15 protein-coding genes and 1 pseudogene are annotated in these 16,515 nt (G+C 45.6%); 14 read left to right on the top strand and 2 right to left on the bottom strand.

All coding sequences use genetic code 11. The features are described 5' to 3' along the window. Window positions 1–147: 147 nt before the first annotated feature. Together AC1HDP_RS08785 and AC1HDP_RS08790 are read right to left on the bottom strand one after the other, a co-directional pair. A pseudogene (locus AC1HDP_RS08785) lies at window positions 148–1,471 on the bottom strand (IS4 family transposase). A 151-nt stretch (window positions 1,472–1,622) separates the two neighbouring features. Continuing rightward, window positions 1,623–2,123: a zinc ribbon-containing protein gene (locus tag AC1HDP_RS08790; RefSeq protein WP_479638457.1), complete on the bottom strand. Its 501-nt coding sequence runs from the start codon at window positions 2,121–2,123 to the stop codon at window positions 1,623–1,625. 118 nt (window positions 2,124–2,241) lie between these two features. On the opposite strand from AC1HDP_RS08790, the gene leuS reads away from it, so the two are divergent. The 14 genes from leuS (at window position 2,242) to lipA (ending at window position 16,506) form a co-directional block, all read left to right on the top strand. Next, entirely contained in the window at window positions 2,242–4,821 is a 2,580-nt protein-coding gene (gene leuS / locus AC1HDP_RS08795; RefSeq protein ID WP_479638458.1) for a leucine--tRNA ligase, read from the top strand. Between the two features lie 19 nt (window positions 4,822–4,840). Further along, entirely contained in the window at window positions 4,841–5,338 is a 498-nt protein-coding gene (locus AC1HDP_RS08800) for an LPS-assembly lipoprotein LptE (RefSeq protein ID WP_479638459.1), read from the top strand. Continuing rightward, complete coding sequence (gene holA / locus AC1HDP_RS08805) at window positions 5,338–6,357, top strand: DNA polymerase III subunit delta (RefSeq protein ID WP_479638460.1); 1,020 nt, start codon at window positions 5,338–5,340, stop codon at window positions 6,355–6,357. Before AC1HDP_RS08800 ends, holA begins: the two co-directional genes overlap by 1 nt. An 8-nt stretch (window positions 6,358–6,365) precedes the next feature. Beyond that, window positions 6,366–6,998 carry a nicotinate-nucleotide adenylyltransferase gene (nadD, locus tag AC1HDP_RS08810; protein ID WP_479638461.1) on the top strand — a complete coding sequence of 211 codons (633 nt, stop codon included), beginning with the start codon at window positions 6,366–6,368 and terminating at the stop codon, window positions 6,996–6,998. A gap of 209 nt (window positions 6,999–7,207) precedes the next feature. After that, entirely contained in the window at window positions 7,208–7,534 is a 327-nt protein-coding gene (rsfS, locus tag AC1HDP_RS08815; RefSeq protein ID WP_479638462.1) for a ribosome silencing factor, read from the top strand. Further along, on the top strand, window positions 7,534–8,004 hold the full coding sequence (rlmH, locus tag AC1HDP_RS08820; RefSeq protein ID WP_479638463.1) for a 23S rRNA (pseudouridine(1915)-N(3))-methyltransferase RlmH: 471 nt from the start codon (window positions 7,534–7,536) through the stop codon (window positions 8,002–8,004). The genes rsfS and rlmH overlap by 1 nt, the downstream gene beginning before the upstream one ends. A 94-nt stretch (window positions 8,005–8,098) precedes the next feature. Next, on the top strand, window positions 8,099–9,952 hold the full coding sequence (mrdA, locus tag AC1HDP_RS08825; protein ID WP_479638464.1) for a penicillin-binding protein 2: 1,854 nt from the start codon (window positions 8,099–8,101) through the stop codon (window positions 9,950–9,952). Continuing rightward, window positions 9,952–11,058, top strand: coding sequence for a rod shape-determining protein RodA (rodA, locus tag AC1HDP_RS08830; RefSeq protein WP_479639863.1), 1,107 nt, complete (start codon window positions 9,952–9,954; stop codon window positions 11,056–11,058). The genes mrdA and rodA overlap by 1 nt, the downstream gene beginning before the upstream one ends. An 11-nt stretch (window positions 11,059–11,069) precedes the next feature. Continuing rightward, window positions 11,070–12,089, top strand: a complete 1,020-nt coding sequence (mltB, locus tag AC1HDP_RS08835) for a lytic murein transglycosylase B (RefSeq protein ID WP_479638465.1) — start codon at window positions 11,070–11,072, stop codon at window positions 12,087–12,089. Then, window positions 12,070–12,942 (top strand): septal ring lytic transglycosylase RlpA family protein, encoded by an 873-nt coding sequence (locus AC1HDP_RS08840; protein WP_479638466.1) that lies wholly within the window; start codon window positions 12,070–12,072, stop codon window positions 12,940–12,942. Before mltB ends, AC1HDP_RS08840 begins: the two co-directional genes overlap by 20 nt. A gap of 190 nt (window positions 12,943–13,132) precedes the next feature. Then, a complete protein-coding gene (locus tag AC1HDP_RS08845; protein ID WP_479638467.1) occupies window positions 13,133–14,311 on the top strand; it encodes a serine hydrolase in 1,179 nt (392 codons plus the stop codon). Between the two features lie 98 nt (window positions 14,312–14,409). Further along, entirely contained in the window at window positions 14,410–14,682 is a 273-nt protein-coding gene (ybeD, locus tag AC1HDP_RS08850) for a DUF493 family protein YbeD (RefSeq protein WP_479638468.1), read from the top strand. Window positions 14,683–14,842: 160 nt separating this feature from the next. Continuing rightward, window positions 14,843–15,544 (top strand): lipoyl(octanoyl) transferase LipB, encoded by a 702-nt coding sequence (lipB, locus tag AC1HDP_RS08855; protein ID WP_479638469.1) that lies wholly within the window; start codon window positions 14,843–14,845, stop codon window positions 15,542–15,544. After that, window positions 15,541–16,506: a lipoyl synthase gene (gene lipA, locus AC1HDP_RS08860; protein WP_479638470.1), complete on the top strand. Its 966-nt coding sequence runs from the start codon at window positions 15,541–15,543 to the stop codon at window positions 16,504–16,506. The genes lipB and lipA overlap by 4 nt, the downstream gene beginning before the upstream one ends. Window positions 16,507–16,515: the final 9 nt, after the last annotated feature.

Raw genomic sequence — 16,515 nt, forward strand, 5'->3', positions numbered from 1 at the left:
AGACTGAGATATTTTTTTCTGCAAAAGTGCAAAAAACTTAAGCAATATTTTTTGCTACAGCGTAATAACTTGAAATTTCGAGTAAGCAATTAGCACCTTACAATCAGTAAGTTAACCACCAAAAAGCACGCCAATGCGTAATGCCGTTCACTTAGTGTGAACGGCAATTTTCTTAGGCTTAATGGGATACTTGTTTTTACTCATTTTTAACGCACGTGGATAGGCTCTATCCCGTTTCCCATCGAGCTTGAACTGCCTCGCATTACGCACTATGTCCAAGACATCTCTCGGGACATTCCCTGGCGTTTGAGATGACAGCTGAGTCAGTTTTAAAATGATATAACTCGACGCATCTCTAAAGCTTAATTGGTTCGGATGTAACGACGGTAAGCTTTTAGCCATCAACACCATCTTGTATCTGATGAGGTTATAGGCCAACAGTACCCCCCACAATTCTTGGATAACCAGCTCTGGCAATTGACTGCGTAACGTAAAGCGACTCTCCAGCAGATGTTGCTTCATCTCCCGATAGCCCACTGCTATCTCCCATCGATGGGCATATAAATCCACTATCTCGGCCCCCGGATAACGTAAGGGGTCAGTTAATGAGGTCAAAATGGAAACCAACTTACCTTTTACCGTCTTCGTCAGTAAGCGAGCTTCAATATTGTCAGGCAATAGGCCACTTCTTTCTGGCTTGAGCTGTGGTGGTTAACTGCACCAGTTGGTCGTGTTTTCCTACAGAGCGTACCACTTCATATTGTGTGCCTTTCTTCAACGGCAGCAGCCAGTGACTGTTAGGTTGAGCCTGTTGCCAGGCGTGCAAAAGCCCCAAGGAATAGAAGCCTCTGTCAAACAGAGTCAGGCTGTTATTGGGTATGCTGGATATCAGTTCGGCGGCTAAATTCATTTCACTGACAGCAACAGAATCAAAGGCACTGTTCAATACCAAGTGGCTGCTTAATTCCATCATGCAAACCATACGAATTTGAGGATAGGTAGCATCACCAGCAGCATTGGCGGTTTTGGCAAAGGCCTGATTGTTTTGCTCACTATCAGGTGTTCGCCACACGACACCATCGATACCGTAGAGGTTGAGTCCACACCAATGAGGATGCTCTGCTCTCTCATGCCAGGTCTTGGCACTTCGCTTAAACACATCCTGAACAACGTCAGAGCCTAGCCGCTTACGCGCTTGCGTGACAGCGCTGCGAGCCACGTAATCCACTTCTTGAGGTAAGACGATATCAAGCTTATTGATGAGAGAGCGGACGGACTCGCCTCTGAACAGAGCCATACCAATCACCGCCCAAATCATGGCATCCATAGGTAACTTACGTCGCCGTAAACTGGCAACACCATGTGAATCAAGGCACGACTGAATTAAATCAGGCTCAAGCACATCGGCCAGACAGGTGAATTCGGTATGACGATTGATATGAGTACGCGCCAAAGCGTCTGAAAGTTGCATAAAAAAATCCGATGACATGGGGTCATCGGATTTTGATCCTTTCAGTGAGATCGTCAAGCAATCTGTCTTAACTGATCGGCATTACGCCAATGCGTGCTTTAACTTAACTACAACCCGCTCGAATCAGCCGATCTTAACTTGAACAACAACGCTAAGGGGTTAAGGCTTCGCGAATAAACTCACCTTGTTCGCACTGCGGACAATCAGGAATAAGTCCGGTGAATTCAATATGCATTTTATGGCCACAATGAATACACGTCAGTGTGCCTTGACTAATAATGTCACCACTTTGGTATTCGCCATGCTGCTTAAAATCTTGGCTAAGCTCATGCCACTCTACTTGGCTACGGTCAGTAATTTCACTTAACCAGTGCCAAAAGGTATTTTCCATCGCAATCATGGTTGGGCTATAGCTGAGCTCATCGGCATGCTGCTCGTTGAGAAAGGCGATAATGTCGCGTTTAAGAAAATGCTCCACCAGCGCTAACTCTTCACTATCGGCGATTTGTTTGAGTTTTAAATAATCAGTGCCCTTAGTCACTGACGCCATTAAATCTTTAGTACTGAGTTGATTATTATCACCAAAATCGACTTTAACCTTGTCAATCAGCGTCTGATATAAGGCTAACATCTGTGAACTTCGATCACTCATGTTGAATACTCCTTCATTGGAACCTTTTTAATACAACGCATCTGGTTTATTCTATGCAGATCCCACCGCGCATATACAGCGCGAGATCAAAAAAAGGCGGCTTGGCCGGTAAATATTAATGCAAGAGCAATATAATCCCTCAGAAATCGAGACCTTAGTGCAACAGCATTGGGCCGATAACAAAACATTTGAAGTCACTGAAGATAATACCAAGGAAAAGTACTATTGCCTTTCCATGTTCCCTTATCCATCTGGACGCCTGCACATGGGCCATGTGCGTAACTACACCATAGGTGATGTGGTTGCTCGCTACCAGAGACTGCAAGGAAAAAATGTTCTGCAACCTATCGGTTGGGACTCATTTGGCTTGCCAGCGGAAAACGCGGCGATTAATAATAAAACTGCCCCGGCGCCATGGACTTACGAAAACATCGATTACATGAAAAACCAGCTAAAATTGCTGGGTTTTGGTTATGACTGGAGCCGTGAAATCGCCACTTGTACCCCAGAATACTATCGCTGGGAACAATGGTTCTTCACTAAGTTGTATGAAAAAGGCTTAGTGTACAAGAAGACCTCAGCGGTTAACTGGTGTCCGAATGACCAAACTGTACTGGCTAACGAGCAAGTACAAGACGGTTGCTGCTGGCGCTGTGATACTAAGGTTGAGCAGAAAGAAATTCCGCAGTGGTTTATTAAAATCACAGCCTATGCCGATGAACTATTATCTGAATTAGATAACTTAGACGGCTGGCCTGAGCAAGTGAAATCCATGCAACGTCATTGGATTGGCCGCAGCGAAGGCATAGAAATGACCTTCCAAGTCGCTGACAGCGATCAGAGCTTTGATATTTACACCACTCGCCCTGATACCGTCATGGGGGTGACTTATGTTGCTATTGCTGCAGGTCACCCATTAGTTGAAGAAGCGGCTATCAATAATCCAGCCTTAGCGGCCTTTATTGAAGAGTGTAAAGAATCTTCTACCGCAGAAGCCGATATCGCCACCATGGAAAAACTGGGTGTTGATACTGGCCTTAAAGCCGTTCACCCATTAACCGGTGAATTAGTGCCTGTATGGGCTGCTAACTTTGTACTGATGAACTATGGCACTGGCGCGGTAATGTCAGTTCCTGGCCATGATCAGCGTGATTATGAGTTTGCGAAGAAATACGGCTTAGACATCAAGGCAGTTATTAAGCCAGTTGATAGCGAAGTCGATATTAGCGAAGCAGCTTACACTGAAAAAGGTGTGTTATTTAACTCATCTGAATTTGATGGCTTAGATTTCCAAGCGGCATTTGATGCTATTGATGCCAAGCTGAGCGCTGAAGGCAAAGGTAAGCGTCAAGTAAACTTCCGTCTGCGTGACTGGGGCGTATCGCGTCAACGTTACTGGGGCGCGCCTATCCCTATGGTGACTCTGGAAGATGGCACTGTGATGCCAACGCCTGAAGATCAACTGCCAGTGATCCTGCCAGAAGATGTAGTCATGGACGGTATTCAAAGCCCAATCAAGGCAGACAAAGAGTGGGCAAAGACCACAGTCAATGGCCAGCCAGCGCTACGTGAAACCGATACCTTTGATACCTTTATGGAATCATCATGGTACTACGCACGCTACTGTAGCCCACACGCTGATCAAATGATTGATCCCGCTAAAGCTAACTACTGGTTGCCAGTAGATCAGTATATCGGCGGTATTGAACACGCTTGTATGCATTTGCTGTATTTCCGCTTCTTCCACAAGTTGCTGCGTGATGCGGGTCTGGTAAACAGCAATGAGCCAGCTAAGCAATTGCTGACTCAAGGCATGGTGTTAGCCGATGCCTTCTATTACACCAACGACAAAGGCGGCCGTGTATGGGTATCGCCACTTGACGTGACTGTACTTGAGAAAGATGACAAAGGCCGCATCCTTGCCTGTGTTGACCAAGAAGGTCATGAGCTGGTGTATACCGGCATGAGCAAGATGTCTAAGTCGAAAAACAACGGTATTGATCCACAAATGATGGTGGAAAAATACGGCGCCGATACTGTGCGTTTGTTCATGATGTTCGCAGCCCCACCAGAGCTTACCTTAGAATGGCAAGAGTCTGGCGTAGAAGGCGCGCATCGCTTCATTAAGCGTTTATGGAAGCTGGCGAGCGATCATATTGGTTTAGGTGCTACTGAAGCGTTAGACATCAAAGCCTTAAGCCCAGAGCAAAAAGCGCTGCGCCGCGAGCTGCACAAGACAATTGTTAAAGTAAGCGATGATATTAGCCGTCGTCAGATGTTCAACACTGCCGTTGCTGCGGTAATGGAACTGATGAACCACCTGCAAAAAGCGCCAATGGCAAGCGCTCAAGATCGCGCCTTGATGGAAGAAGCATTATCTGCTGTGGTACGTTTGCTTTACCCTATCATTCCACACTTGTGCTTCCAGTTATGGCAGCAACTGGGTAATGAAGGCGTGATTGAAGATTCGCGTTGGCCTGAAGTTGACCAAGATGCCTTGGTTGAAGACAGCAAGCTCATCGTGGTGCAAGTGAACGGTAAAGTTCGCGCTAAAATCACGGTAGCGGCCGATGCCAGCAAGGAAACGGTAGAAGCCTTAGGCTTAGCCGATGAGCATGTGGCTAAACATCTTAATGGTTTAACCGTACGTAAAGTAATTTTTGTACCTGGTAAGCTGTTGAGCATTGTTGCTAACTAACCCAAGGATACGACGCTAAATGAAGTTAACTCAACGGATAAGTAGCGTCGTACTGGCACTGGTCGTGTTGACCAGTGCTGGTTGCGGCTTTCACTTACAGAGCAGTTATTTTATTCCTGCATCATTAACAACTCTGCATTTGAGTTCTAGTGATAATTACAGTGAATTAACGCGACTGGTGCGCGAGCGCCTGCGCCTCAATAACATTACTTTAGTTAATGCCGCGGCCGATATTCCAACCTTACGTTTAGTCCATGATAGTTTGGAGCGTTCAACCTTGTCCCTGTATCCCTCGGGCAATGTTGCTGAATATGAACTGATTTATCAGGTCCACTTTTCAGTACGCTTTGATAAGCAAGAGGCTAAAGAGTTTGATGTGGTCATTCGCCGCGATTATTTAGATGATCCGCGTACTGCATTAGCAAAGAGTAAAGAAATGGAATTGCTGCTCAAAGAAATGCGAGCGCAAGCGGCCGATAAAATTATCCAAGCCCTATCGACGGTTGAAACTAACTAATGCGGGTCTATCCTGAACAACTTGCTAGCCAGCTATCATCGCTGGCTAGCTGTTTTTTACTCTTTGGTGATGATCCTTGGCTGCTAGGCCAGTGTCGTCAACAAATTCTTAGCGCTGCCAAAGCTCAAGGTTTTGATGAGCATATTCAACTGGTGCAAGAAGGCCAATTTCAATGGCAAGAATTGCAGCAAGAATGGCAAAGCTTAAGCCTATTTGCTAACCGCCGCGTGATTGAACTGACCTTGCCACAAGCTAAACCTGGCACTGAAGGTAGTCAGTGTTTGCAGCAATTACTGGCAACGCCTAATCCTGATTTAATACTTATTCTGCAAGGCCCAAAACTTGCAGCCGATCAAACCAAAAGCAAATGGTTTAAGCAGTTAGATAATCACGGAATTTACTTACCTTGCCTAACCCCTGAAGGGCCACAATTTTTACGTTGGCTCACTGCGCGCATCAAGCATTACGCTTTAACCTTAGATAAAGAAGCCGCGAGCTTACTTGCCTATCTGTATGAAGGTAATTTATTAGCCTGCGATCAAGCGCTGCAGTTATTGCAGTTATTGCACAGCCAAGAGTTAGTACCGGCGCACAAGCTGCACGAGTATTTTGATGATCAGTCGCGCTTTAGCGTCTTTCAATTAACTGATGCCTTACTTGAAAACCACACCAATAAAGCCATGCATATGCTAGCTCAGCTCAAGGCTGAAGGTACGGCTATGCCAATTTTACTGTGGGGATTACTACGGGAACTGAGCTTATTGCTGGCACTGAAGCAACCGGGCGCCGACCAAAGGCTGCTATTTAATCAGCATAGAGTCTGGGATAAACGCCAGCAGGCCTATAAACAAAGCGCAGGCCGCCTAACTTTATCGCAAATTGAAACCATGTTAGCCATGACATCCAATTTAGAATTGGCCTTAAAACAACAAGGGCAAGAAAATTGGATTTTATTAGCCCACATCTGTTTGCTGTTTAACCCTAAGGCCCATCAAGCCCTACCGCAATTTAGCCAATAGGATAACAGGTGAGAATCGCATTATTGGGGGGCACATTTGACCCCATACATTTAGGTCATATTCAATTAGCGCTGGCGGCCAAGTCGCAATTAGCGGTTGATCAAGTATGGCTACTCCCCAATGCCACGCCGCCCCACAAGCCTCAGCCCAAGGCCAATGTGCAGCAGCGTTTAGCTATGCTGAGCTTGGTATGTAAGCAGTGGCCTGAGCTTAACGTCTGCGACTATGAGCTTAAACAAACGGGTCCTAATTACACCTATTTAACCTTGCAAGGACTGCATAAGTTATATCCACAGCATCAATGGGTATTTTTGATGGGAATGGATAGCTTAGTGAATTTGCCATTATGGCGCTCGTGGCAAGAGTTATTAACGCTTTGCCATATTGGCGTTTATCAACGCCCAGGTTGGCAACTGGAAGCACAAACCCAAGTGGCCGCCTATTATCAAGCGCACTTAGTGACACAAGATAAGATATGGCAGCGCGCCAGTGGCGCCTTTACGCCCTGCATAATGCCAGACATGCCCATATCCTCTAGCGATATACGCGCGCAGCTGCAAGCAAATACCCCCTATGACTTAGTCACCGGCTTACCTCACTGCGTGCAAAATTACATAGCAGCAGAGCATCTTTATCGCTAATTTGCGCTGCAAAACTCAGGTTATCGCCCCTCAACACTTAGGCTAAATAACTTCAACCCCCAGGCAAAACCACCACAATCTTCATGCTCAAACACCTCAACTTTTCTCTTAAATTAGCTCAAAATAATCGCAAGTGGGCAAAGCGTATATTTGCCGTACGTTACTTGCTATAATACTCGGCTATTTCATACACCCAGAGGACCGCTTAGGTGCAAAGTGAGCAACTAAAGCAATTCGTATTCGACAAAGTCGATGATTTAAAAGCAAAAGATATTCAAGTTTTTGATGTATCTGCACATTCAAATATTACCGATACTATGGTGATTTGTACTGGTACTTCAAAGACTCACGTCCGTGCCATTGCAGAAAACTTAGTTTGTGAAGCTAAAACTGCCAACCTGCCAATCATTGGCGTTGAAGGCCGTGAAGGTTGCGAGTGGGTATTAGTCGACTTAGGCGAAGTGATCCTGCATGTAATGCAAGAGCAAACTCGTGAGTTGTACCAGCTTGAAAAACTTTGGCAAGATTTCGCCTAATGAAGTTACAACTGATTGCTGTCGGCACTAAAATGCCCGACTGGGTAACCCGTGGATTTGAAGAATATCAGCGTCGTTTCCCCCGTGATATGCCGTTGGAGTTAATTGAAATTCCAGCAGGTAAACGTGGTAAGAATGCTGATATTGCCCGGATTTTACAGAAGGAAGGCGAACAGACAATGGCCGTCATTCCCAAAGGCAATCATATTGTGACGCTCGATCTTCCCGGTAAAACTTGGGATACTCCAGCGCTCGCAACACAAATGCAAAAATGGCAACTTGATGGTCGAGATGTCAGTCTACTGATAGGTGGTCCAGAAGGTCTTGCATCCGAATGCAAGGCAGCGGCACATCAAAGTTGGTGTTTATCAGCACTGACCTTACCGCATCCTCTGGTCAGAATTGTCGTAGCAGAAAGCTTATATCGCGCATGGAGCGTGAACAATAACCACCCCTATCATAGGGAATAAAAGGCTAGGCTGATGGAACCTTTCCTCTCAGCCTAGGTCTATTAGCCGCCCACTGGCGGCTTATATTGACAACTATTCCGAGGAGATAGCATTAGTGTCCCCGAGAAAGCGCATCACAATGCACAACCACGCTGCCGAAGCGTCACTGTTTAAGAGCCGAGCTCTTTTCACCTTTTTGTGTGTAATCATTCTTTTATCCCTATTAGTGGCCAACCTATATCGGCTACAGATTTCCTCTTATAAAGATTACACCACCCGCTCCAACGATAACCGTATCCGCGTTGTCCCTGTTGCGCCAAGTCGTGGCCTGATTTATGACAGGCATGGCCATCTATTGGCCGAAAATCGTCCGTTTTATACCTTAGAAGTGATCCCAGAAAAAGCCGTCAATCTTGATGACAGCTTAAATGAACTGGCGAGCATTATTGAAATTACCGACGATGAACGCGAAGAATTTGCCAAGACCTTAAAATTCCACCGCCGCTTTAAGCCTTTGCCGCTAAAAAACCGCCTAACCGAAGAACAAGTGGCAACGTTTAGTGTCAATCAGCATAGATTCCCAGGCTTTTATGTAGAAGCGGGTCTTAAACGCCATTACCCCTATGAGCACTTGCTGACTCACGCCTTAGGCTATGTTGGCAAGATTAACCCGCGCGATCGCGAAATCCTTGAGCGCAATGATGAATGGCAATTCTACCCAGCCACCCGCGATATCGGTAAGCAAGGGGTAGAAAAGTTTTACGAATCTTTACTGCATGGCAAGCCAGGTCATCTTGAGGAAGAGGTCAATAACCGTGGCCGCGCGATTCGGATTTTAAACACTACAGCGCCCGTGCCAGGTAAAGACATAGTCCTGACCTTAGATTTAGATTTACAACGTAAAGCTATGGAGTTACTCGATGGTCGCCGCGGCACTGTGGTTGCTATCGACCCGCGCGATGGCGGCATTTTAGCTTTGGTTTCAAGCCCAAGTTACGATCCTAACGTGTTTGTGCATGGTATTAGCTCTAAGGGCTATAACGCCTTGTTGAACGACACCTCGCGTCCATTAGTTAACCGCGCGAGTCAAGGTCAATATTCTCCAGCCTCAACCATTAAACCTATGATGGCTATCTTGGGCCTAGAAGAAAAAGTCATTACCGATAGAACCCGAATTTGGGATCCGGGTTTTTGGCAAATCCCAGGGGTTGAACATAAGTATCGCGACTGGAAACGTTGGGGCCACGGCTGGGTTGACCTGTACCATGCCCTGATAGATTCCTGTGATACCTATTTTTATGATCTCGCTTATAAGGTCGGCATAGATAAAATTGCCAACTTTATGGGCGATTTCGGCTTTGGTGATTCAACTGGCATAGATATCTATGAAGAATCCAAGGGTAACTTGCCATCAAAAGACTGGAAGCGCTTGCGCTACAACCAGCCTTGGTATGTGGGCGACACCATTTCTGTGGGTATTGGCCAAGGTTACTGGACAGTAACGCCATTGCAATTAGCTAATGCTACCGCCATTTTAGCCAACAAAGGTAAACGCTTTACCCCGCATTTACTCAAAGCGCTTAAAGATGAAAATGTCACTTTAGATACCCCCATTGAAGAGTTACCACCAATTGTGCTTGAAAATAACAAGCACTGGGACTCAGTCAATGAAGCCATGCGTCAGTCTGCTAGCAAAGCTCGCTTTAGCGATGCTAAATATACTGCGGCAATGAAGACTGGTACGGCGCAGGTATTTACCGTAAGACAAGATGCTAAATACGACAAAGACAACGTGGATGAGCGTTTGCGAGATAACGCCCTAATTGTGGCTTATGCCCCCTTTGAAAACCCTAAGATAGTGTTAGCCGTGGTGATTGAAAACGCCGGCTTTGGCGGCGCCAGTGCAGGCCCTGTCGCGCGTGCATTATTAGATGAATACTTGTTAAGGGATGACTGGAAAAACCAATGATGAGCCAACACCCACATCAAATGACATTTTGGCAGCGCTTTCATATCGACATGCCGTTATTTCTTGGCATCTTATCTATGTTTGCCTTTGGTTTATTTGTGATTTTCTCGGCCAGTGGTGGCAATTTGGCCATGATGGATAGACAACTATTTCGCATGGGTATTTCACTGGTGGTTATGTTACTGGTCGCCCAAATCAATCCCGAAGTATTAAAGCGCTGGGCCTTACCTATTTATCTAATCGGCATTTTGTTACTGATAGCGGTGCATTTTTTCGGTGAGATAAATAAGGGCGCGCAGCGCTGGCTCAACTTAGGATTTATGGAGTTCCAACCATCAGAATTGATGAAGCTCGCCTTCCCTATCATGATGGCTTGGTATATAAGTAAGTATCCACTGCCGCCGAAAAAACGCTATTTAGCGGGCGGGATCATGATTTTATTAGTGCCAACATTACTTATTGCCAGTCAGCCCGATCTCGGTACTTCTATCTTAGTGGCAGCCTCAGGTATTTTCGTGCTGTTTTTAGCCGGCATGAGCTGGACTATTGTCGGCGGCGCTGTCGCCGCCGTCTTACTATTTTTGCCAATTCTGTGGTTTTTCTTAATGCATGATTATCAGCGCACCCGCGTGATGACCTTGCTCGACCCAGAGAAAGATCCTCTTGGCGCGGGTTATCACATTATTCAATCGCAAATTGCCATTGGCTCCGGCGGCTTTTGGGGCAAGGGCTGGCTTGAAGGCACACAGTCACAATTGGAGTTTTTACCAGAGCGTCACACTGACTTCATTTTTGCCGTGATTGGTGAAGAATTTGGCATGCTCGGCTCCCTATTCCTTTTGGCCATGTATCTCTATATTATTGCTCGAGGCTTGATTATTGCATCGCGCGCGCAAACCAGTTTTGCACGCCTGTTAGCAGGTTCAATCACCTTAACATTTTTCGTGTATGTGTTTGTTAATATTGGGATGGTGTCAGGAATACTACCCGTTGTAGGTGTGCCCTTACCACTTATCAGTTATGGGGGAACGTCAATGATCACCTTGATGATAGGCTTTGGTATTTTAATGAGCATTCACACCCATAGACGCTTTGTGGACAGATAAAAGGATTCACTATGTACCATAAATTTGCGCCGTGGTTACTCGCTGCGGGATTGGTTATTCAAGCCTCAGCGCAGGCCGATGATAAGCACCAACAATTACAGCAAGAGTTTTTGGCAAGCCAAGAACAACAAGGTTTTAGCCAACAGCAAACCTTGGACTTTATCGGCCAAGCTCAGTTTAATCAGCAAGTGCTAGATGCCATTTCTAGGCCTTGGGAAGCCAAGCCTTGGCATGAGTATTTCCCCATTTTCTTGACCGAAAAGCGCCTGCAAGCAGGCGTTAATTTCTGGCGGCAACATGCCAGCATCATAGATAAAGCCAGCAAAGAGTTTGGGGTTGAACCGCAAATCATAGTGGCCATTATTGGCATTGAAACCTTCTATGGTCAGTACATGGGTAAATACCCTGTGCGTGACGCCTTATTTACCTTAGGGTTTTATTACCCACCGCGCGCCGACTTCTTTCGTAAAGAGTTTGGTCAATTGCAGCTATTGCTTAAAGAAGAGCAACTGGATGCCAATAACTTGTTTGGATCCTACGCGGGCGCCATGGGATTTGGTCAGTTTATCCCGTCAAGTTATCGCAACTTTGCGGTAGATTTTGATGGCGATGGTAAGCGTGATTTACTCACAAGCCCAAGTGATGCGATTGCGAGTGTAGCAAATTACTTCCACCAACATGGCTGGCAAGCGGGCGCCGATGTGGTTTTACCACTGCAAGCGTTAGTTAATGGCAAAGCCATAGATAAACCACAACCGGGCGCAGCAACCACTATTGCGCCGTGGGCAGGAGAGGCACTATCGCTGACGGTAGCCGATATTTTAAGCCCTACCTTAGCGTTAAAACACAGCAAAGATATTGATGTTAGTCAGCAAGCGTTATTAATTGAGTTAGCACAACCTGAAATGACTGAGTATTGGTTAGGGCTTAATAACTTTTATGTTATTACCCGCTACAACCGAAGCCCATTGTATGCCATGGCTGTATATCAATTTAGCGAGCAACTAAAACATGCCTATCAAAAAAATTAGCCATTTAACTCCTCCTGCTGCCGTTACTCTATGGGTCGCACTAGCCATCTCAGGCTGTAGCAGTCACTCCCGAGATATCAGCAGCAATGATGTAGATATTGCTCAAACCCAGTCAGAAGAAGCGCAAGCTGATGACTCTCAGGTAGAAGATGAGCAAGACACGCAAGATGTTAGCAATGAACCAAGCGAAATCGTAGAGCAAGCTGATAATGAAGCTATGCCTGCAAGCGCTGACTATCAAGTCATCACCTCAGCCAATGCCTATAAAGCCACAGGCAAAGCCTCATTTTATAGCGCTGCCCTGCAAGGCAATAAAACCGCCAGCGGTGAGCGCTATGACAAATACGCCTTGACTGCCGCCCATAAAACCTTGCCATTAGGGAGCTTTGCAAAAGTCACTAATTTAACTAGTAACAAATCAGTGATAGTTAAAATTAACGACCGCGGCCCGTTTCATCGCAGTCGCCTCATAGATGTGTCTTATGCTGCGGCCGATAAGATTGGTATGGTGCAAAGTGGCACGGCTAAAGTTAAAGTCGAAGCAGTTAAATTAGATGCCAATGCCAAAACGGCACTGGCCAATTATAAATCGCCGGCTAAATCTAACCGTCAGTCAAAAAGCCAAGCTCAAGGCAAAGGTCATTACATTCAAATTAGCTCGTCTAAAAATAGGCAGCGACTGTTTGAATTAGGTGAGCAACTTGCCAGTAAAAAGGGCTATGAATATCGCCTAGAAACGGCGGGCACTTGGCATCAATTACAACTTGGCCCCATTGATAATACCAAGCAAGCTAAAAAGCTACTTAAAAAGATGAAGCAGCAAGGTTATCCCGACAGTTACTTAATCCAATAATAACTATTTATTCATGGTTAACTAATGCAAGGAACCTATACTGAATTTCTTTGTCTACTAGTGGTATACTCGCACGCTGTCATTTAGCCAGTGGCTAAATTTTCTCCCATTTTCGAGCGGTAATGCCTAGTTGTTACCGCAAATTATTCAACACTGACTGTTGTCAAAAACCAAAAGAACCGTCTTACTGATGAAGAATTTAGTGATAAAACCAATTTCAGCGTTACTGTTATTTTCCAGCATTTGTGTGGCCGCTAGTGCCAATAACGCTCCGATGGTGATCCCTGACGCTCCTAATGTCGCCGCTAAAGCGTATATTTTAATGGATTACAACACGGGCAAAGTGATTGCCGAAACCAATGCCTATGAGAGCCTAAATCCAGCCAGTTTGACTAAAATGATGACCAGTTATGTGGTAGGTCATGAAATCAAAGTCGGCAATATTTCTCCTGATGACAAAGTCACTATCAGCAAGAATGCTTGGTCAAAGAATTTCACTGACTCATCTAAGATGTTTATTGAAGTGGGCACCCAAGTTTCTGTAGACGATCTGAACCACGGCATTATCATTCAATCAGGTAACGATGCTTGTGTAGCTATGGCTGAGCACATTGCTGGCACCGAAGATGCTTTCGTTGACTTAATGAATTCTTGGGCCAAGCAATTAGGCATGCAAGACAGCCATTTTGAAAACTCTCATGGTTTAGATTCAGCGCAGCATAAAACCACTGCCTATGACATGGCTATATTAGGCGCAGCGCTGATTCGCGACGTTCCCAATGAATACCGTGTTTACAGTGAAAAATCATTTACCTTTAATGGCATTAAGCAATACAACCGTAATGGCTTATTGTGGGATAAGAGCTTAAACGTAGACGGCATTAAAACTGGCCACACTTCAGGTGCTGGTTATAACTTAGTGAGCTCTGCCACGAAAGATGGTATGCGCTTGATTTCTGTGGTTATGGGCACAGGCAGCGAAGCTGCGCGTAAGGCTGAAAGCAAGAAGCTACTTAACTACGGTTTCCGCTTCTTTGAAACTGTGACTCCTTACAAAGCCGGTGATACTTTCGTTGAACAGGACATTTGGTACGGCGATCGCCCTAAAGTAAAACTTGGCGTAGCCACCGATACCCCTATCACTATCAATCGTGGTATGGCTAAGAATTTACAAGCTAACTTTGAACTGACTAAGCCATTAGAAGCACCGATTGTTAAAGGTGAAACGGTTGGCCGCGTATTTTTCCAATTGGATGGCAAAGATATCGCCCAGTTCCCACTGGTAGCCTTAGAAGATGTGCAGCCAGGCAGCTGGTTTAGCAAATTAATGGATTACTTTAAACAACTCTTTGCGAGCTGGATAAGTTAATCAATACGCCACCGCAAGGTGGCGTTTTTTTATGGTGTAACTTGAAATATTCGATTTCGACACCATATTAAGTTCAACAGTATTAAAGGGAGTATCCCATGTCAGATTTAGATACACGTTTTGATGAATTAATGGAGTTTCCTAACTCATTTCCTTTTAAAGTTGTTGGCAGTGCCAGCGACACCTTGGCTGAACGCATTGTTGCCGTAGTCCAGCGCCATGTGCCAGGTGATTACGCCCCAACCACCAACATCTCAAGTAAAGGCACCTATTACTCGATTACCATTCGTGTCATGGTGCAAGATAAGCCGCAAATTGAAAGTTTATATACTGAATTAGCAGCTATTGAAGGCGTTAAACGCGTACTTTAATCCAAGCCTTTTCAGGCGAAGCTCTCCTTTCGATAGTTTCGCCTTTTTTACCCATTAAATTTGTGGCTTAACAAACAGATTTTTGTCGGCTGTGATCTCTGTTACATTTCTTACCCCTCGCGTATAATGACCCCACATTTAGTTGAAAGAGGCCGCGACAGTGTCCGTTGAGCTTAACACCGCAGATCTTGCTAGCTGTTTACATGTACGCCATTTAGGCAACATGGATTACCAGACAGTCTGGCATGCGATGCAACACTATACCGACCATCGCACCGAGCACGACCAAGACGAATTATGGTTAGTGGAACACCCTCCCGTATTTACCCAAGGTCAAGCGGGCAAGAGTGAACATATTTTGGCGCCTGGTGATATCCCAGTCATTCAAGTCGATCGCGGCGGACAAGTGACTTATCACGGTCCAGGGCAATTAGTAGCCTACCCATTACTTGACTTAAAGCGTAAAAAACTTGGAGTTAGGCAATTAGTCACCGCTATTGAAAACAGCATAATTGCGATGTTAACGTCTTACGGTATTGACGCATTTGCTAAGGCTGATGCCCCAGGCGTGTATGTAGGCGCGGGCAAAATTGCTTCATTAGGCTTACGTATTCGTAAAGGATGCTCGTTTCACGGCTTAGCGCTTAACGTCAATATGGACTTAGCGCCCTTTCAACGCATTAATCCTTGTGGATATGCTGGGATGGAAATGGTCCAATGCCAAGCATTAGCTGGACCGCAATCGGTTGAGCAAGCAGCTGCGGCATTGACTGACACCCTTAGCCAACAACTAGCCTATCCCCAAGTTATTCATCATCACGGATTATCCACTACAAGTACTGAGGAAGTATCTCATACATGAACAGGCCAGAACGATTACAGCCAGGAGTTAAACTCCGCGATGCTGACAAAGTAGCTCGAATTCCAGTGAAGGTTGTGCCTTCTGAAAAAGACACTATGTTACGCAAACCCGACTGGCTGCGAGTAAAGCTGCCAGCGTCGAATCAGCGCATCAATGACATTAAGCAAGCCTTGCGTAGTAATGGCTTACATTCAGTGTGTGAAGAGGCTTCATGCCCTAACCTGGCTGAATGTTTTAACCATGGTACGGCTACCTTTATGATCTTAGGTGCCATTTGTACTCGTCGCTGCCCATTTTGCGACGTGGCTCATGGCCGTCCACTTAAGCCGGATAGTGCCGAGCCTAAAAAGTTGGCAAAAACTATTGCCGACATGAAGCTTAAGTATGTCGTAATTACTTCTGTTGACCGTGATGATTTACGTGATGGTGGCGCGCAGCACTTTGCCGATTGTATTCGCGAAATTCGTCTGTTAAATCCTGAAATTAAGATTGAAATCTTAGTACCAGATTTTCGTGGTCGCATCGATGCCGCTTTGGACATCTTGGCCAATGAGCCACCAGATGTTTTCAATCACAACTTAGAAACGGCGCCAGCCCATTATCGCAAGGCAAGACCCGGTGCTAACTATCAGTGGTCATTAGACTTACTAAAACGCTTTAAAGAGCGTCATCCAAACATTCCTACTAAATCCGGCATCATGCTGGGTCTGGGTGAAGCGAATGAAGAGATAGTACAAGTACTCAAGGACTTGCGTGACCATAATGTCAACATGCTAACCTTAGGTCAGTACTTGCAGCCATCTAAGTTCCATTTGCCGGTCGAGCGTTACGTCACGCCAGATGAGTTTGCTGAATTCAAACGCATTGCCGATGACTTAGGCTTTAGCCATGCCGCTTGTGGCCCATTAGTGCGTTCAAGTTATCACGCTGACTTACAAGCTCAAGGCAAAGAAGTTAAGTAACTTTAAACG

Source organism: Shewanella sp. ISS20 (genome assembly GCF_056522965.1).